Annotated in this window: 16 protein-coding genes; 11 read left to right on the top strand and 5 right to left on the bottom strand. The window is 29.5% G+C overall.

Translation table 11 applies throughout. From position 1 onward, the window contains the following. Positions 1 to 13 precede the first annotated feature (13 nt). From BTO07_RS15050 to porT, 3 genes are read left to right on the top strand one after another with little or no spacing between them, the layout of a single operon-like run. Positions 14 to 919, top strand: a complete 906-nt coding sequence (locus BTO07_RS15050) for a NifU family protein (RefSeq protein WP_087522007.1) — start codon at positions 14 to 16, stop codon at positions 917 to 919. Positions 920 to 924: 5 nt separating this feature from the next. Beyond that, positions 925 to 1656, top strand: a complete 732-nt coding sequence (gene ubiE / locus BTO07_RS15045) for a bifunctional demethylmenaquinone methyltransferase/2-methoxy-6-polyprenyl-1,4-benzoquinol methylase UbiE (RefSeq protein ID WP_087522006.1) — start codon at positions 925 to 927, stop codon at positions 1654 to 1656. After that, on the top strand, positions 1656 to 2366 hold the full coding sequence (gene porT, locus BTO07_RS15040; RefSeq protein ID WP_087522005.1) for a type IX secretion/gliding motility protein PorT/SprT: 711 nt from the start codon (positions 1656 to 1658) through the stop codon (positions 2364 to 2366). Before ubiE ends, porT begins: the two co-directional genes overlap by 1 nt. 180 nt (positions 2367 to 2546) lie before the next feature. Here the strand turns inward: porT and BTO07_RS15035 are convergent, their stop codons facing one another. Then, the gene (locus BTO07_RS15035; protein WP_087522004.1) at positions 2547 to 2978 is read right to left on the bottom strand and encodes a hypothetical protein; all 432 of its coding nucleotides are present in this window, start codon (positions 2976 to 2978) and stop codon (positions 2547 to 2549) included. 97 nt (positions 2979 to 3075) lie between these two features. Further along, positions 3076 to 3804: a TrmH family RNA methyltransferase gene (locus BTO07_RS15030; RefSeq protein WP_087522003.1), complete on the bottom strand. Its 729-nt coding sequence runs from the start codon at positions 3802 to 3804 to the stop codon at positions 3076 to 3078. 230 nt (positions 3805 to 4034) lie between these two features. Between BTO07_RS15030 and tamL the strand changes: the two genes are divergently transcribed. The 7 genes from tamL to BTO07_RS14995 all read left to right on the top strand — a co-directional run bounded on the left by tamL (position 4035) and on the right by BTO07_RS14995 (position 14356). After that, complete coding sequence (tamL, locus tag BTO07_RS15025) at positions 4035 to 6539, top strand: translocation and assembly module lipoprotein TamL (protein ID WP_087522672.1); 2505 nt, start codon at positions 4035 to 4037, stop codon at positions 6537 to 6539. Between the two features lie 105 nt (positions 6540 to 6644). After that, on the top strand, positions 6645 to 7712 hold the full coding sequence (gene fbaA / locus BTO07_RS15020; protein WP_087522002.1) for a class II fructose-bisphosphate aldolase: 1068 nt from the start codon (positions 6645 to 6647) through the stop codon (positions 7710 to 7712). Between the two features lie 174 nt (positions 7713 to 7886). Continuing rightward, the gene (gene accD, locus BTO07_RS15015) at positions 7887 to 8744 is read left to right on the top strand and encodes an acetyl-CoA carboxylase, carboxyltransferase subunit beta (RefSeq protein WP_087522001.1); all 858 of its coding nucleotides are present in this window, start codon (positions 7887 to 7889) and stop codon (positions 8742 to 8744) included. A gap of 155 nt (positions 8745 to 8899) precedes the next feature. Beyond that, a complete protein-coding gene (rpsO, locus tag BTO07_RS15010; protein ID WP_087522000.1) occupies positions 8900 to 9169 on the top strand; it encodes a 30S ribosomal protein S15 in 270 nt (89 codons plus the stop codon). A gap of 185 nt (positions 9170 to 9354) precedes the next feature. Next, positions 9355 to 11586 (top strand): polyribonucleotide nucleotidyltransferase, encoded by a 2232-nt coding sequence (locus BTO07_RS15005; RefSeq protein ID WP_087521999.1) that lies wholly within the window; start codon positions 9355 to 9357, stop codon positions 11584 to 11586. Positions 11587 to 11689: 103 nt separating this feature from the next. Then, a complete protein-coding gene (folK, locus tag BTO07_RS15000; RefSeq protein ID WP_087521998.1) occupies positions 11690 to 12814 on the top strand; it encodes a 2-amino-4-hydroxy-6-hydroxymethyldihydropteridine diphosphokinase in 1125 nt (374 codons plus the stop codon). Positions 12815 to 12883: 69 nt separating this feature from the next. After that, positions 12884 to 14356, top strand: coding sequence for an OmpA family protein (locus BTO07_RS14995; protein WP_087521997.1), 1473 nt, complete (start codon positions 12884 to 12886; stop codon positions 14354 to 14356). 202 nt (positions 14357 to 14558) lie between these two features. On the opposite strand, the gene gldC is transcribed toward BTO07_RS14995, so the two are convergent. Both gldC and gldB read right to left on the bottom strand, forming a co-directional pair. Then, positions 14559 to 14891: a gliding motility protein GldC gene (gene gldC / locus BTO07_RS14990; RefSeq protein WP_087521996.1), complete on the bottom strand. Its 333-nt coding sequence runs from the start codon at positions 14889 to 14891 to the stop codon at positions 14559 to 14561. Then, positions 14891 to 15850, bottom strand: a complete 960-nt coding sequence (gldB, locus tag BTO07_RS14985; protein ID WP_087521995.1) for a gliding motility lipoprotein GldB — start codon at positions 15848 to 15850, stop codon at positions 14891 to 14893. Before gldB ends, gldC begins: the two co-directional genes overlap by 1 nt. Positions 15851 to 15909: 59 nt before the next feature. On the opposite strand from gldB, the gene nadE reads away from it, so the two are divergent. After that, positions 15910 to 16698: an NAD(+) synthase gene (gene nadE, locus BTO07_RS14980; RefSeq protein ID WP_087521994.1), complete on the top strand. Its 789-nt coding sequence runs from the start codon at positions 15910 to 15912 to the stop codon at positions 16696 to 16698. 215 nt (positions 16699 to 16913) lie between these two features. Here nadE and BTO07_RS17650 read toward each other — a convergent pair whose 3' ends face one another. Continuing rightward, positions 16914 to 17045 (bottom strand): hypothetical protein, encoded by a 132-nt coding sequence (locus BTO07_RS17650; protein ID WP_257789751.1) that lies wholly within the window; start codon positions 17043 to 17045, stop codon positions 16914 to 16916. Positions 17046 to 17075 lie beyond the last annotated feature (30 nt).

Here is a 17075-nt window from a genome sequence, read left to right as displayed (position 1 = left end):
TTTTTTCAAGATAATGAAAGACGTAAAAATCACAGTTCAAGAAACTACCAACAATACAATTATAAAATTTAACACCAATCAAGTTTTAATAAACGGAGGTAGTTATGAATATAGCAATATAGACGAAGCAAAGAATTCGCCTTTAGCACAACAGTTATTCTACTTACCTTTTGTGAAGAAAGTTTTTATTACAGCAAACTTTATTGCTGTTCAACGTTTTGACATTTTAGAATGGATAGATGTGCAAGAAGAAGTTAAAGAACAAATTGAAGCTTATTTAAATGACGAAGGTGTTGTTGTTGATGAAGCCCCTACTTCTAAAAAAGAAGCAATTGAGGTATATTCTGAGGTTACACCAAATCCTTCAGTAATGAAATTTGCATCCAACAAGTCACTAACACAGACGAATGTTGAATATAAAAATATTGATGAAGCTAGCAAATCATCTCCTTTAGCACAAGCTGTTTTTAATTTTCCATTTGTAAAAGAAGTATTTATTTCTGATAATTACGTTTCTGTTACAAAATACGACATGGTAGAATGGAGTGATGTTTTTGCAGAAGTAAGAACTTTTATTCGTGAATATTTAGTTTCAGGAAAGACGATCATTAAAGACTTACCATCTGAAACAAAATCAGCTGAAGAAGATAAAGCCGAAGAACCTAAAGTTCAATTAGAAGGAATTGAAGCACAAATTGTAGATATTTTAGACGAATACATAAAACCTGCTGTTGCTAGCGATGGTGGAAACATTGCTTTTCGCTCTTATGATGTAGAACATAAAATAGTAAGTGTCGTTTTACAAGGTGCTTGTAGTGGATGCCCATCCTCTACTGCTACTTTAAAAAACGGAATAGAAAACTTACTAAAAGAAATGTTACCAAATCAAATTAATGAAGTAGTAGCAATTAACGGATAAGAAAAATGTCAGCAGAAAAGATAAACCCATACAAAGATTCTAAACTTGGTAAAAAAGAGCAAGTTGCTCAAATGTTTGATAACATTTCTGAAAATTACGATGGTTTAAACAGAGTTATTTCTTTAGGAATTGATGTAAAATGGCGTAAAAAAGTAGTGAAGATTGTTGGAGAAAACAATCCGAAACAAATTTTAGACATCGCGACAGGAACTGGAGATTTAGCTATAATGATGGCAGCTTTAAACCCTGATAGAATTGTAGGTTTAGATATTTCTGAAGGAATGTTAGAAGTTGGAAAACAGAAAATTGCCAAAGAAAATCTATCAGACAAAATAGAAATGATTGTTGGTGATTCTGAAGACATGCCTTTTGATGACAATACTTTTGATGCTATTACAGTTTCTTTTGGAGTTCGTAATTTCGCAAACTTAAATAAAGGAATTAAAGAAATTGCAAGAGTTTTAAAACCGACTGGAGTTTTGGTTATTTTAGAAACATCTAACCCAACCTCTTTTCCTTTTAAACAAGGCTATAAATTATACACTAATTTATTTCTACCTGTAGTAGGTAAATTATTTTCGAAAGATAAAGTTGCGTATTCATACTTATCAGAATCTGCAAACTCGTTCCCTTTTGGTGAAGCTTTCAACAATATTTTACAAAAAAATGGGTTTACACATACAGAAGATAAACCTGTAACTTTTGGAGTTGCTACAATTTATACTGCACGTAAATAATGATAAGTAAAAGAAATCTAATATTCAGTTTATTCCTTTTAACTTCAATTGCTTTTTTTTCACAAAGCGATAGAGTTGAATATCTACCAAGTTTTGATAAAAATAAAATCCATTATGGTTTTTATTTGGGGGTAAACCAAAATGATTTTAAAGTCAGTTTAAAAGACGTTCCTACAGTACCAAATGCAAATATTACTGTAGAGCCAACTGCTGGTTTTAATGTAGGTTTAATTGCAGACTTACGCTTACATAAAAATTTAAGTTTACGTTTTGAACCTGGTTTAATGACCAACGCTAAGAAAATTTACTTTAATCACTTAGCACTTCCAAAAGACAGTGTTAGAGATGTAAGTTCTACTTATTTACACGTTCCAATATTATTAAAATTCAGTACAGATAGATATAAAAATATTCGTCCTTATTTATTAGCTGGAGTTTCATATAATTACAACTTTTCTAGTAGTGAAGCCAATCAAGATGATAATTTTGCTAGTCAGTTTAGAATGAAAACAAGCAACTTTATGTATGAAGTTGGTGTAGGAATAGACATTTACTTATACTTCTTTAAGTTTTCTCCTTCTATTCGTGGAATTTTCGCATTAAACAACGAGATTAAATACGATAACCCTGCAAATGGTACCAGTCAATGGACAGCTCCCGTAAACTATATGGGAACTCGTGGTGTTTTTCTAACTTTTGCTTTTGAGTAAAATAGAGTTGCAAAGGTTAAAATAGGCGCAAAATAGCAAAGATTCAAAGTAAAAATTTGTTTATGTAGGTAAATTATGGTTTTATATGCAAAAAAAATCTCTATAAAAGCAGGTAAGAAAGCAATAGCTATTTTCTTTCACTGTATTGACTATCTGTTATTTTTTTAATAACTTATTTTTTTAATATATAGACATTATGCTATCTGGATTATTTTTTTGGAAATTATAATACTTATAGCCATCAACTTTCAATTTTATAAATAAGTCTTTATTATTTCTAGTTAACTTAATCAAAAATTGTTCTTTCAGCTTTACTATTGTATCTCCTATCTTGAAATTGTTTAAGAAATTAGGACTTTCGTAATTAAAAAAAAATAACTCTTCCTTGTTAAGGTAATTTTGTATTTTAATGGTATTGTAATAATCACTTCTGTTATCTCTATTAATTTCAATCACTGTTCCTTTAAATTTCATATTATAGTTTTTTAAAACTAAATTTTCATAAAATTTTGAAGAGTCATTATTTTTACTAATATTAAAAAAAATAATCATTGTTACAATAATTATTAAAATAGGTTTAATCGCTTCTTTTGTATTATATTTAGTTTTCAAAAAAAATAGCTTTTTATTTTCAAATCTTTAGACTTATACATTTACCTGTCATTTTGTATCCTTCTAAAATCTTTTTTTACCCTATTATTAATTGCGTCTAAACACGCTTAAACTCACTCAATAAAATAGCAGTTGCAGTAGCAACGTTTAAACTTTCAGTTTCTTGAGTTTCTCCAAATCGTGGGATAGAAATTTTATTAGTAATTAGTTTTTTTATTTCTGATGAAACTCCATTAGCTTCATTTCCCATAATAAGAATTCCTTCTTTGGGTAAATTCGTTTTGTACACATTATCACCATCCATATCAGCTATAAAAGTCGGTAAATTGGTTTCTGATAAATATTCAGCTAAATCTACATAACGAATTGAAATCCTAGTCAAAGACCCCATACTTGCTTGCACCACTTTTTGATTATAACAATCTACAGTATCTTTCGAGCAAATTAATTTATCAACCCCAAACCAATCGCATAAACGAATAATAGTTCCTAAATTACCAGGATCATTTACTGCATCTAAGGCAACAATTAAGTTTTTATTTTTAAGTGATTTTTCATCAGGAATTTTAAACAAACCTAAAACTTGATTAGGTGTTTTTAAATTGCTGATTTTCTTTAATTCTACTTCTGAAATTCTAACTATTTGTTCATCAGAAATATCTGAAGAAAAATCATCTGTACAAAAAAGTATTTCAACCTCAAACGAAGATTTCAATAACTCTTGCACAACTTTTATACCTTCAGCAATAAATAATTTATGCTTTAGTCTATACTTTTTTTGAGATAAACTTGTTATTAGTTTAAATTGATTTTTTGATATACTCAAAACTAATAGGTTTTTAGAATTTTAGAGGTAGTTATTTTTTTCTTTATTAAGACAAAATTTATAAACATAGCCTTTGTTACGTTTTAAAATTTTAACGCAAAGAAAGGAAAAAAGAACAAGTATAAAAACCAAAAATCTATTGGTTTTGGGTAAATACTCATTAATTGATTGTAAATAGAAATAAACCGCCGAAAAATACTATTTTTGATTTTGATAGCATTGCTAAATTAATGAAAAAACTTTCTTTATCATTTTTATTCGTACTCATTTTTGTTTCATGTAATTCTACAAAACATGTTGCAGAAGATGAACACATGCTTACACAGAACTATATTTTTGTAGATAGTGTTAGAAACAAGAGTAGTAATATTCAGAAATATATTCTTCAAAAACCCAATCCTAGGTTTTTAGATTTACCTTTTGCCTTGTATTTGCATAATATTGGAAATCCTAACAAACCAAAAACACCATCAAAATGGGGAGAAAAAAACCCACGTTCTTATAATTTTGTAAAAAACATTTTTTCAGAAAAACAAAGTATTGGATATGCTAATACCTTTATTGGCTTAAATAATTGGTTTTTAAAACACCAAGGACCTGAAATTATTAAGAAGAAAAAAGTAAAAAGGACTGCAGACAATTTATGGGCTTATTACAAAACTCAAGGTTATTTTAAATCTAAAGTAGATACTGTTGTTAACTTATATAAGGACAAAAAAGCCACTGTAGAATATCATGTTACTAAAGGTAAACCTACTATTTTAGACACTATAAACTTTAAAATAGAATCGACTGTATTAGATTCTATTTACAAAAACTCAGGCACAACGTCTTTATTAAAAACGGGAGATCAATATAATGACAAAACATTTAGAAACGAAGCTGGCAGAGTTTTAAAACTTTTTAGAAACAATGGTATTTATCATTTTACAGAATCTTCTTTAGGTTTCTATGTAGATTCTACAAGAGCAGATTATAAAACAAATGTTGATTTTTTAATATCTGGTGATAGACTAGAAGAAAAACAAGGAATTTACATAAACACTCCTTTTAAAGTACATAAAATTACTGAGGTAAATGTTATTACAGACTACTCGTTCACAAAAAAAGGAGAACAGTTAAAAGATTCTATTTCTTATAAGGGAATTAACTTTTTAGCGCACAATAAAGTTAAATACAATCCTAAGTATTTAGCACAATCTATTTTTCTAAAGCCAAATCAAATTTATAAAGACACTTTAAGAAACTTAACAAGAAATCACCTAAAATCTCTTAAAAACTTTAAATCTACCAATATAAAATTCAGCTCAATTCCAGGAACTGACGATGAGTTAAAAATGGATGTTTTTTTATCACCATTAGAAAAATACACTTTGGGTTTAGAAACTGAAATAACACATTCAAACATTAGGAATATAGGTTCTTCTGCTAAATTTTCTATTTCAAATAGAAACGCTCTTAGAGGCGCAGAATTATTAAAACTATCTTTCTTAGGGTCCTATTTCAACTCAAACAGTGGTCCTGGTTGGGAAATTGGTGTAGACGCTTCTTTAGAAATACCAAGGTTTATTGCTCCTTTTGGCTTGAGTAAATTAGTACCCAAAGAAATGTCTCCAAAAACGTTATTTTCAATTGGATCTAGTTTTCAAAAAAATATAGGTTTAGATAGGCAAGCTTTTACTTTTTTATCTGATTACAAATGGCAGTATAATGCAAAAAAAACAATTCAATTAGAGATACTGAACACCCAATACATCAAAAACTTAAATATTAATAGTTATTTTGATATTTACAGTTCTGAATTTTCAAATTTAGATGATGTAGCGAAAGCTTACGATACAGCCAATAACATTAACACAAACTATCCGCTTTCAGACGACATAGACAAACAAGTAACTGAAGCGATCAGCTTTATGAATAAAGTTTCTGCTGACACTAGCTTTAAAGCAACAAATTCAGACGAATACAACACAGCATTAAATATATTAAATAGATATAATATTGTAACATCAGATTTCTTAATTCCTGTTCTTGCTTATTCTTATACCTATAATAATCAAACAAAGTTTAATGATAATAACTTTTCATTTTTTAAAGCAAGAATTGCCAATTCTGGAAACATTTTAGGGCTAATATCGAAAAACACAAATGCAAATGGTAAAAAAACATTTGCTAGAATACCTTTAGCTCAATACTTTAAAACAGATATTGAATATAAGCAATTTTGGGATTTGGGCTCTAACTCTGTTTTCGGATTTAGAACATTTTTAGGTGTAATTATCCCTTATGATAATTCTGATATACCTTTTACTAAAAGTTACTTTGCTGGTGGTTCTAATGATATTAGAGCGTGGCAAACTTATGAACTAGGTCCAGGAAGCAACAATACAGGTTTAGAATATAATGTAGGTAGCCTTAAATTCTTAACCAGTGCAGAATACAGATTTGATGTGGTTAGTAAGTTAAAAGGTGCATTATTTATTGATGCAGGTAATATTTGGGACATTACTGGTTCAGAATTTGTTGATGACGACGCAAAATTCACAGGTTCATCTTCATTAAAAGATATTGCTATTGGTAGTGGTTTTGGAGCAAGATTAGACTTTAGTTTTTTAATTCTTCGTTTAGATGTTGGTTTTAAAACGTATGAACCTTATTTAACTGGTAATAAATGGCTTAAAAACTACAATTTTGCCAATGCCGTTTACAACATAGGAATCAACTACCCCTTTTAAACACAAAGAAAAGCCTATAACGTTTTCGTTATTTTTTGTTTACTTTCAGACGTATTTTTAGTACTTTTGAAGAGTAATAAATGATAATAAAATAAATAAAAAAACATGAGTCATAATATAAAACCAGGTGTTGCAACTGGAACAGAAGTTCAAGCTATCTTTAACTATGCAAAAGAAAAAGGATTTGCTATACCAGCAGTAAACGTAATTGGATCTGATACTATCAATGCTGTTTTAGAAACTGCTAGAGATTTAAACGCTCCAGTAATCATTCAGTTTTCAAATGGTGGTGCTCAATTTAATGCAGGTAAAGGATTATCTAACGAAGGTGAAAAAGCAGCTATCGCAGGTGCAGTTGCAGGTGCAAAACATATTCATGAATTAGCAGTTGCTTATGGAGTTCCAGTAATTTTACATACTGACCATGCAGCAAAAAAATTATTACCTTGGATTGACGGTTTATTAGATGCTTCAGAAAAGCATTTTGCAGAAACTGGTAAATCTTTATATAGTTCTCATATGATAGATTTATCTGAAGAGCCATTAGAAGAAAATATAGCTATTTGTAAAACTTATTTAGCTCGTATGAGTAAAATGGGAATGACTTTAGAAATTGAATTAGGTATTACAGGTGGTGAAGAAGATGGTGTAGATAATTCTGATGTAGATGATTCTAAATTATACACACAACCAGAAGAGGTTGCTTATTCTTATGAAGAGTTATTAAAAGTTTCTCCTCAATTTACAATTGCTGCAGCTTTTGGAAACGTTCATGGTGTTTATAAACCAGGAAACGTAAAATTAACTCCAAAAATCTTAAAAAATTCTCAAGAATTTATCACAAAAAAATATGGTGTTGAAGAAAACCATATCGATTTTGTATTTCACGGAGGTTCTGGTTCTACTTTAGAAGAAATTAGAGAAGCAATTGGTTATGGTGTTGTAAAAATGAATATTGATACAGATTTACAATTTGCTTTTACAGAAGGAATTAGAGATTATATGCAAGGTAAAGCAGCTTATTTAGCTACTCAAATTGGTAATCCTGATGGAGCAGACCAACCTAACAAAAAATACTACGATCCAAGAAAATGGTTACGTGAAGGTGAATTAACTTTTAAAACACGTTTAAAACAAGCTTTTTCTGATTTAAACAACGTTGATACTTTATAAAAGTTATCATTTAAAATAAATAAAAAGCACTTTGATTTAAATCAAAGTGCTTTTTTTATGACTTTAGATATCAAAAAGGTTACTTTAAAGAAAAAACTTTTACATTTGTATTTCTAACTTAAATTCTATTTTTAAAAAATAGATATAGAAACAACATAAAACAGAACAACTAGTATGGCTTGGTTTAAAAGAACGGATAAAGGAATACAGACTTCTACAGAAGATAAAAAAGATACTCCAAAAGGTTTATGGTACAAAACTCCTAGTGGAAAAATTATAGATACAGAAGAATTAAAAAGAAACTTATATGTAAGTCCAGAAGATGGTTATCATGTAAGAATAGGAAGTAAAGAATATTTTGAGTTATTTTTTGATGAAAATAAATTTAAAGAATTAGATAAAAATCTTACCTCTAAAGATCCTTTAAAATTTGAAGACACAAAAAAATACCCAGACAGATTAAAAGCTGCTCAAGAAAAAACAAAACTAAATGACGCTGTTAGAACTGCAGTTGGAAAATCTCTTGGAAAAGATATCGTAATTGCTGCTATGGATTTTGCTTTTATTGGTGGCTCTATGGGTTCTGTTGTTGGTGAAAAAATAGCAAGAGCAATAGATTATTCAATAAAAAACAAAATTCCTTTTTTAATGATTTCTAAATCTGGTGGTGCTCGTATGATGGAAGCGTCACTTTCTTTAATGCAATTAGTAAAAACATCAGCAAAACTAGCACAATTAGCAGAAGTTAATATTCCTTATATTTCTTTATGTACAGATCCTACAACTGGAGGTACTACAGCATCTTATGCAATGTTAGGTGATATTAATATAGCAGAACCAAATGCATTAATTGCTTTTGCAGGACCAAGAGTTGTAAAAGATACAACTGGTAAAGATTTGCCAGAAGGTTTCCAAAAATCTGAATTTGTATTAGAACATGGTTTCTTAGATGCAATTTACGAACGTAAAAACCTAAAGAAACAAGTTAATTTGTATATAGATTTAATACAAAACATACCCGTTAGAGCATAAACATAAAGCCAGCAAATGCTGGCTTTATTCTTTTTAAAGAAAAACCTATAAAAGAAGAACTTTGGTAGCGTTTTTATTTAAAAAAATAATTATATATTTGCAGCTTCAATGAATCAATCATTGATATACATAATAATCATTTAAATAATATTGGAATGTATTTAACTAAAGAAGTAAAAGAAAGCATCTTCGAAAAACACGGTAAAGGAAAAAACGATACTGGTTCTTCAGAAGGTCAAATTGCATTATTTACACACAGAATTAACCACTTAACTGGGCACTTAAAGAAAAATCGTAAAGATTACAACACTGAGCGTTCATTAGTAATGTTAGTAGGTAAGCGTAAAAGTTTATTAGATTATCTTAAGAAAACGGAAATCAATAGATATCGTGCAATTATTAAAGAATTAGGAATTAGAAAATAATTCTTACAAAAAGAGGCTCTATAAACGTGCCTCTTTTTTATTACAACAAATTTAAAAGTCTGATAGTAACAGCATCAGCAAACCTTATAAAAGATCAGAGTTACCAACAATAATTCTGTGTTTCCATTGCAACAACAGACAACAACACAACAACAAACAGTAATTAAAAATTATAATTAAAATTTATGATTCCAAAAGTATTTAGAGAGGTTATAGACCTTGGTGATGGAAGAACCATCTCATTAGAAACCGGTAAATTAGCGAAACAAGCGCACGGTTCAGTTGTTGTGCAATCAGGAAAATGTATGATGCTTTGTACAGTTGTATCTAGCTACAAAGCAGGAACAGTTGATTTTTTACCTTTAACGGTAGATTACAGAGAAAAGTTTGCTGCTGCTGGAAGATATCCTGGAGGATTCTTTAAAAGAGAAGCAAGACCAAGTGATGGTGAAGTATTAACAATGCGTTTAGTAGACCGTGTTTTACGTCCATTATTCCCTAAAGATTATCATTCTGAAGTACAAGTAATGGTACAATTAATGTCTCATGATGAAGACGTTATGCCAGATGCAATGGCAGGTTTAGCAGCATCAGCAGCTATTCAATTATCAGATTTCCCTTTCGAATGTCCTATTTCTGAAGCACGTGTTGGAAGAATAAATGGAGAATTTGTAATCAACCCAAACAGAGCACAATTAGCAGAATCTGACATCGACATGATGATTGGAGCTTCTGCAGATTCTGTAATGATGGTTGAAGGTGAAATGGATGAAATTTCTGAAGAAGAAATGGCAGATGCAATTAAGTTTGCTCATGAAGCTATTAAAGTTCAGTGTGCTGCTCAAGTAAGATTAGCAGAAGCATTTGGGAAGAAAGAAACAAGAGAATACGAAGGAGAAAGAGAAGATGAAGAATTAGCTGCAAAAATAAATGACTTTTGTTACGACAAATGTTATGCAATTGCTAAAAAAGGAACTTCTAAAGTAGAGCGTACAACTGCTTTTTCAGAAGTAAAAGAAGCATTAAAAGCTTCATTTACAGAAGAAGAATTAGCAGAATATGATGAGTTAGTTGGAAAATATTTCAACAAATCTCAAAAAGCTGCAGTTAGAGAATTAACATTAGCAGAAGGTTTACGTTTAGATGGTCGTAAGACTGATGAAATTAGACCAATTTGGTGTGAAGTAGATTATTTACCATCAGTACATGGTTCTTCAATCTTTACTCGTGGAGAAACTCAAGCATTAGCGACAGTAACTTTAGGAACATCAAGAGATGCAATGAAAATAGATATGCCATCTTACGAAGGTGAAGAGAATTTCTATTTACATTATAACTTCCCTCCTTTTTGTACAGGTGAAGCAAGACCATTAAGAGGAACATCTCGTAGAGAAGTTGGTCATGGTAACTTAGCACAACGTGGATTAAAAGGAATGATTCCAGCTGATTGTCCTTATACAGTAAGAGTTGTATCTGAAGTATTAGAGTCTAACGGTTCTTCTTCTATGGCAACTGTCTGTGCTGGTACAATGGCTTTAATGGATGCAGGTGTACAAATGATTAGACCAGTTTCTGGTATTGCAATGGGATTAATTTCTGATGGTGATCGTTACGCAGTTTTATCTGATATTTTAGGTGATGAAGATCACTTAGGAGATATGGACTTTAAAGTAACTGGTACTTCTGAAGGAATTACTGCTTGTCAAATGGATATTAAAGTAAAAGGATTAGGTTACGAAATTTTAGTAAATGCACTAAAACAAGCTCGTGATGGTCGTTTACATATCTTAGGAAAATTAACTGACACTATTACTGCTCCAAATGAAGAAGTAAAAGGTCATGCTCCTAAAATGATTAACAGAAGAATACCTAACGATTTAATTGGTGCATTTATTGGACCAGGTGGTAAACATATTCAAGAATTACAGAAAGAAACTGAAACTACAATTGTAATTACAGAAGACCCTGTTACTGAAGAAGGTATCATTGAAATTTTAGGAACAAACCCAGAAGGAATTGAAGCAGTAATTGCTAAAATTGAATCTATGATGTTTAAACCAGAGAAAGGTTCTGTGTACGAAGTAAAAGTAATCAAAATGTTAGATTTTGGTGCTGTTGTTGAGTATGTTGAAGCTCCTGGTAACGAAGTTTTATTACACGTAAGTGAATTAGCTTGGGAACGTACAGACAATGTTGGAGATGTTGTGAAAATGGGAGATATTTTAGATGTAAAATATTTCGGTTTAGACCCAAGAACTAGAAAAGAAAAAGTTTCTAGAAAAGCTATTTTACCAAAACCAGAAGGATTTGTTGAAAGACCACCAAGAGATAATACTCGTGGAAGAGACAATAACAGAGGTAGAGATAATCGCGGACGTGATGACAGAAAACCAAGAGAACCTAGAAAAGAAGAATAAATTCTTTTTTTAAAATTGATATTAAAATCGCCAAAATAATTTGGCGATTTTTTTTGTTTATAGCCTATATATAAAATGCTTTTATTTTCTTTGTAACCATTTTATGAAAATTCAACGTATTACATATTTATCTTTAGGGACAAATCAAGAAAACAAACTTGAAAACCTACAAAATGCTATTAACTTAATTGATGATAGAATTGGTGGTATTCAAAAAATTTCATCTATTTACAAGACTCAATCATGGGGTTTTGAAGGAGAAGACTTCTATAATATATGTATTAAAGTCTCTACATATCAACAACCAGAAATTTTAATAAATTCTTTATTAGATATCGAAAATGATTTAGGAAGGTTACGTTCTAATGAAGAAGGATATCAAAATAGAAATATTGATATAGATATCTTGTTGCTAGATGATGAAATTATCTTTTCAAAAACGCTGATAGTTCCTCATTCAAAAATGTTACAACGAAAATTTGTAATGATTCCATTAGCAGAAATAGCTCCAACAACTATTCATCCAATAGAAAAAACTCAAATTTCTGTTTGTTTACTAAACTGTGATGATTCTTCTGAGATAACTTTAATAGATGGTCAGTTAAAAAGACCAACTCCTATTTCTGAAAAATATAATTATATTGCTATTGAAGGGAATATTGGAGCAGGTAAAACATCTTTAGCAAAAATGCTATCAGATGAGTTTAATGCCAAAACAGTATTAGAACGTTTTGCAGACAACCCGTTTCTTCCAAAATTTTACGAAGACAAAGAACGATATGCTTTTCCTTTAGAGATGAGTTTTTTGGCAGACAGATATCAACAACTAACCGATGACTTAGCACAGTTCGACTTATTTAAGAACTTTATTGTTTCAGATTATTATATTTTTAAGTCTCTAATATTTGCTCAGGTAACTTTGCAAAAGGAAGAATATCTCTTGTACAGAAAAATGTTTGATTTAATGTACAAAGAAATTACAAAACCAGACTTATATATCTATTTGTTTCAAAATACAGAACGACTTTTAGAGAATATACAAAAAAGAGGAAGAGATTATGAACAAAGTATTCAATCTTCCTATTTAAAAAAGATACATAATGGTTATAAAAACTTTATAAATACTGAAAAAAGCTTGAATTTATTAATAATAGATGTATCAGAAATGGACTTTGTAAATAACCCAAAAGATTACAAGTACATTGTTAATAAAATAAAGCATTTTTAAAAAAAAAATTATACTTTTGCAGGAATGAATAATTCCCCCCCAATTGTTTAAAACAAAAATCATACTAAAATGAGGAGAATTTTTTTATTTATTCTATTTAGCTCTTTAATCACAGCTAAATCCTATGGTCAATTTACTACTGACGAAATCACTTACGGAAACAGAATTGATTTAGAGAACAGTAATAGTTGGGCTGTTGGTGCAGGTTTCAGTAACTTTATAATGCATGGAGATATGCGTTCTATTGGTACTAGTGATGATACTAATTATTGGAATTTCGGTTTTTTTGCTCATGCAGATAAAATGTTTAATCCATTATTGGGATTAGAGGTAAAAGTATCTTATTCAAAGATTTCTGGAGGTGCTCAATATTTTTCAGATGTTTATGAACTTCTATATGTTAACAATACTGTTATTAGAGATGATATGAAATTTGAAGGTACAGCTTATGGAGCTGAATTAAATCTAATTTTCAGTTTTACAAATTTATACCAAACATCAGCTAGTAAATATCATGCAGCTGGTTATTTTGGTGTTGGTTATCACTCGTATAATTCTGCTTTATATAGTAGATCAGCTGATGGTTCTTACGAGAAGATTCCAGATGCAGATTTTGGAACTAACCCTGCTAGAAATAGTGTTAACCAAGCAAGTTCAATCTATTTATCTGGTCAATTTGGATTAAAAAGAAGGTTAAGCAAACGAGTTGACCTTGAGTTTAGAACTGGGATGTACTTTAACTATGAAGATCATTTAGATGCTGCAATTTCTAATAAACAAGATTGGGAAACATTCTTCGTATCTAGTATTGGTGTAGTTGTTAAATTAGGAAAGAAAAAAGTATTTACTATCTGGGGTGATGATAATGGTAAAGGAGATAGTTTTAAAATTATTGATACGGATAAAGATGGTGTAATGGATCAATTAGATATTGACCCAAATACTCCTGCAGGAGTTATGGTTTATGGAAACGGTAAACCTGTTGACTCTGATAAAGATGGATTACCTGACTATAAAGATAAGTGTCCTTTAAAATATGGGCCTATTTCTAATGAAGGATGTCCTTTAAATATAGATTCTGATGGAGATGGAATAATGGATGGTGAAGATTTATGTCCTAACACTCCTGGTGTAATTGAAAATAGAGGTTGCCCTAAACAAGAAGTTGGTAAGCCAGAAAATGTTACTCAACAAATTGGATTACTTGCTGCAAGCATTTACTTTGATACCAATAGTGACAAAATTAAAAATATATCATTTGCTACTATTGATAAAATCATTAACCTAATGAAGAAAATACCAAATGTTAAGTTTGTTATTGAAGGTCATACTGATGATAGAAATAGCGATAGATATAACTTATATCTATCTCAAAGAAGAGCTGCTAGTGTAAGAAAATACATGGTAAAACAAGGTATTGTTAGTGAAAGGCTAGAATCTAAAGGTTACGGAGAGTCAAGACCAAAATTCTCTAATAGTAACGCAGGTGGAAGACAATTAAATAGAAGAGTTGAAATTAAGCCAGTAGGTTCATTGGATTAATTAATAAAACTGAAATAAATATAAAAGAGAGATTACTTAATTGTAATCTCTCTTTTTTTGATGTTAAGTTATAAGTAGAAAAAAAAAGAATATCACAGATAACAAAAGGCTGATCAATATTAATATTGATCAGCCTTTTGTTATCTGTGATTTCAATTCTTAAATAGTCCGTATTAAATATTTAAGCTTGATGTTAATATTCTTATTTCAATTCTAACTTCTCCGCAAAATAATCACAAAAATCACGCATTGTTGCACTCATTTTTTGATCATCTGTTGCACGTTCAAAACTATCTGCCATAGAAACTAAAGTTTGATGATAAAATTGCTTCATATCATCTACAGGCATATCTTTTGTCCATAAATCCATACGCAAAGTATCTTTTTTCTTATGATCCCAAACAGAAATCATAATAGCTTTAGACTCTTCATTATTTATACCTCCTTCTTTTGCTGTCCAAGAAATTTCTTCTGGTACTTTGTTTTCATCTAAACCAATTTCAAATTTGATTTTCGAATTATGTTTTACTGACATTATTTTTTAGGCTTATATTTTGATTTTTTGAATAAATCTTCTGAATCAATTATTAATAATTCTTGCAAAGATACATCATTATTTTGCATATAAGACCTCACTATTTGCCATCCTAACCACACTCCTATTTTTCCTGGAGATTGATTATCATCTTCTAAATAGAATTTAGAAAACGGAGCATTGTCTAAAAACCTTTTATTCAACTTTGTATCTGTGCTAAACAATAATTTTCTTTCAATGAAATACTTCCAAATTTCTTCTTCATTTGTAATTGCCCAATTAAGTTTTTCTTTTGAAAAACCAATTTTTAATTTATCAGAAATAGTAGGTAAATACATATCTAATAAATACATTTTTTTTCCCTCATGAATCATTTTCCCTATAAAACTTCTGTTTGTTTGAGTTAATAATTGATTTTCTGTAATTGAATTTGCTACATCTACAATTATATTTTCGTTTGTGTTATTCTCTTTTATATACTTTGGATAATCTGCATAAAATTTATGTTCTTTTCCTAAATATACATCCAAAGAAATAAGCAATAAGCTATCTGCATAAATTACTCTACTATCATAATTTATATTAGAAATCATAGTAGTTACATTAGGTGACCTAAATTTAGGGTTATAAAATTTTATATGTTTGAAAAGTGAAGTTAATTGTGATTTTAAATCAGAAACATCACTATATAACTTTTGTGTTTCATTAAATAAATCTAATTCTTCTTTATCTGTCATTTTAGCTATAGCAAGACTATCTGAAAATGATTTGGGAAATAAGTAAGGGTATTTATTCTTCAAAGAAGGTAAGTTTTCTTTAGGTCCTTTATAGAAATCAACCTCATATCTTTTTATTGAAAAATTTACATCAATATGAGAGACATCAGTAACCTCCTTATTATCTGATTTGCAAGAAAGAAAGCTTAATAAAATTAAAAAAACTACTATAAAAAATCTCATAAACATTGTATATTGCTATTAGAAATATAAAACGATAAAAATACTAAAATAGTTTATCAATGAAGACCGAAAAAGTTGCAGAACATATTATAAAGTGGTTAAAAGATTATGCTGAAAATGCAAAAGTAAAAGGATTTGTTGTTGGAGTTTCTGGTGGAATTGATTCTGCCTTAACATCAACATTATGTGCAAAAACAGGATTCCCTACTCTTTGTGTAGAGTTACCGATTCATCAAGCAGAAAATCAAGTTACAAGAGCTCAAGAACATATTACTCAATTAAAAGATAAATTTGATAATGTTTCTGATGTAAGAGTAGACCTAACTTCTACTTTTGAAGATTTTAAAAATGTTGTTCCAAATGCAGAACCTTCGCCAAAGGTAGATTTATCTTTAGCAAACACTAGAGCTAGACTAAGAATGACTACTCTATACTATTTAGCTGGTTTACATAGCTATTTAGTTGCAGGAACAGGAAATAAAGTAGAAGATTTTGGAGTTGGATTTTACACAAAATATGGTGATGGAGGTGTAGATTTAAGTCCTATTGCAGATTTAATGAAATCTGAAGTTTATGAATTAGCAGCGTATCTAAATGTGCCAAATTCAATACAAAAAGCAGCGCCAACAGATGGGCTATTTGGAGACAGCAGAACTGATGAAGATCAAATAGGAGCTTCTTATGATGAGTTAGAATGGGCTATGAATATGCAAGACAAAGGAAAATCTGAAGATGATTTTTCTGGAAGAGAATATGATGTTTTTAAAATTTACTCAAGACTAAATAGAATTAACCAACATAAAATGTTGCCAATACCTATTTGTGAAATACCTACTGATTTACAGTAAATTAGCAGAAATCATCATTTTCTTAATTCTAACTGATGCTTTCTTTTTTGAGCCTTTAATAATATCAAAAGGTAGAAGAATAAATAAGCAAATAATTTTAAGTAATTGAATAAGTTTTTTCATCAAAATTTTCTTATTACTTAATAAGACACTAAAATTATAAAAAGTCACATATAATATATGTGACTTTTTATAATTTTATTTAAATAAATTGATTAAAGTAAGTTTGCTGCAACCATCATCTTTTTAATTCGCATATAAGCTCTTTTTTTCGAACCTTTTGATATTTCAAATGGTAATAAAACAAATAATTGGAAAATTTTTAATAATTGTAATAGTCTTTTCATACTGTGAGCATTTTTCTTTTAGCGAGTGCA

The organism is Polaribacter sp. SA4-12 (assembly GCF_002163675.1).
Taxonomy (GTDB): Bacteria; Bacteroidota; Bacteroidia; order Flavobacteriales; family Flavobacteriaceae; genus Polaribacter.
The sequence above is the reverse complement of the archived record's forward strand: the minus strand, read 5'-3'. Positions and strand labels throughout refer to the sequence as shown.

Coding starts and splice junctions, on each gene's coding strand:
- BTO07_RS15050 (WP_087522007.1), top strand. CDS start 14: ATGAAAGACGTAAAAATCACAGTTCAAGAAACTACCAACAATACAATT.
- ubiE (WP_087522006.1), top strand. CDS start 925: ATGTCAGCAGAAAAGATAAACCCATACAAAGATTCTAAACTTGGTAAA.
- porT (WP_087522005.1), top strand. CDS start 1,656: ATGATAAGTAAAAGAAATCTAATATTCAGTTTATTCCTTTTAACTTCA.
- tamL (WP_087522672.1), top strand. CDS start 4,035: ATGAAAAAACTTTCTTTATCATTTTTATTCGTACTCATTTTTGTTTCA.
- fbaA (WP_087522002.1), top strand. CDS start 6,645: ATGAGTCATAATATAAAACCAGGTGTTGCAACTGGAACAGAAGTTCAA.
- accD (WP_087522001.1), top strand. CDS start 7,887: ATGGCTTGGTTTAAAAGAACGGATAAAGGAATACAGACTTCTACAGAA.
- rpsO (WP_087522000.1), top strand. CDS start 8,900: ATGTATTTAACTAAAGAAGTAAAAGAAAGCATCTTCGAAAAACACGGT.
- BTO07_RS15005 (WP_087521999.1), top strand. CDS start 9,355: ATGATTCCAAAAGTATTTAGAGAGGTTATAGACCTTGGTGATGGAAGA.
- folK (WP_087521998.1), top strand. CDS start 11,690: ATGAAAATTCAACGTATTACATATTTATCTTTAGGGACAAATCAAGAA.
- BTO07_RS14995 (WP_087521997.1), top strand. CDS start 12,884: ATGAGGAGAATTTTTTTATTTATTCTATTTAGCTCTTTAATCACAGCT.
- gldC (WP_087521996.1), bottom strand. CDS start 14,891: ATGTCAGTAAAACATAATTCGAAAATCAAATTTGAAATTGGTTTAGAT.
- gldB (WP_087521995.1), bottom strand. CDS start 15,850: ATGAGATTTTTTATAGTAGTTTTTTTAATTTTATTAAGCTTTCTTTCT.
- nadE (WP_087521994.1), top strand. CDS start 15,910: ATGAAGACCGAAAAAGTTGCAGAACATATTATAAAGTGGTTAAAAGAT.
- BTO07_RS17650 (WP_257789751.1), bottom strand. CDS start 17,045: ATGAAAAGACTATTACAATTATTAAAAATTTTCCAATTATTTGTTTTA.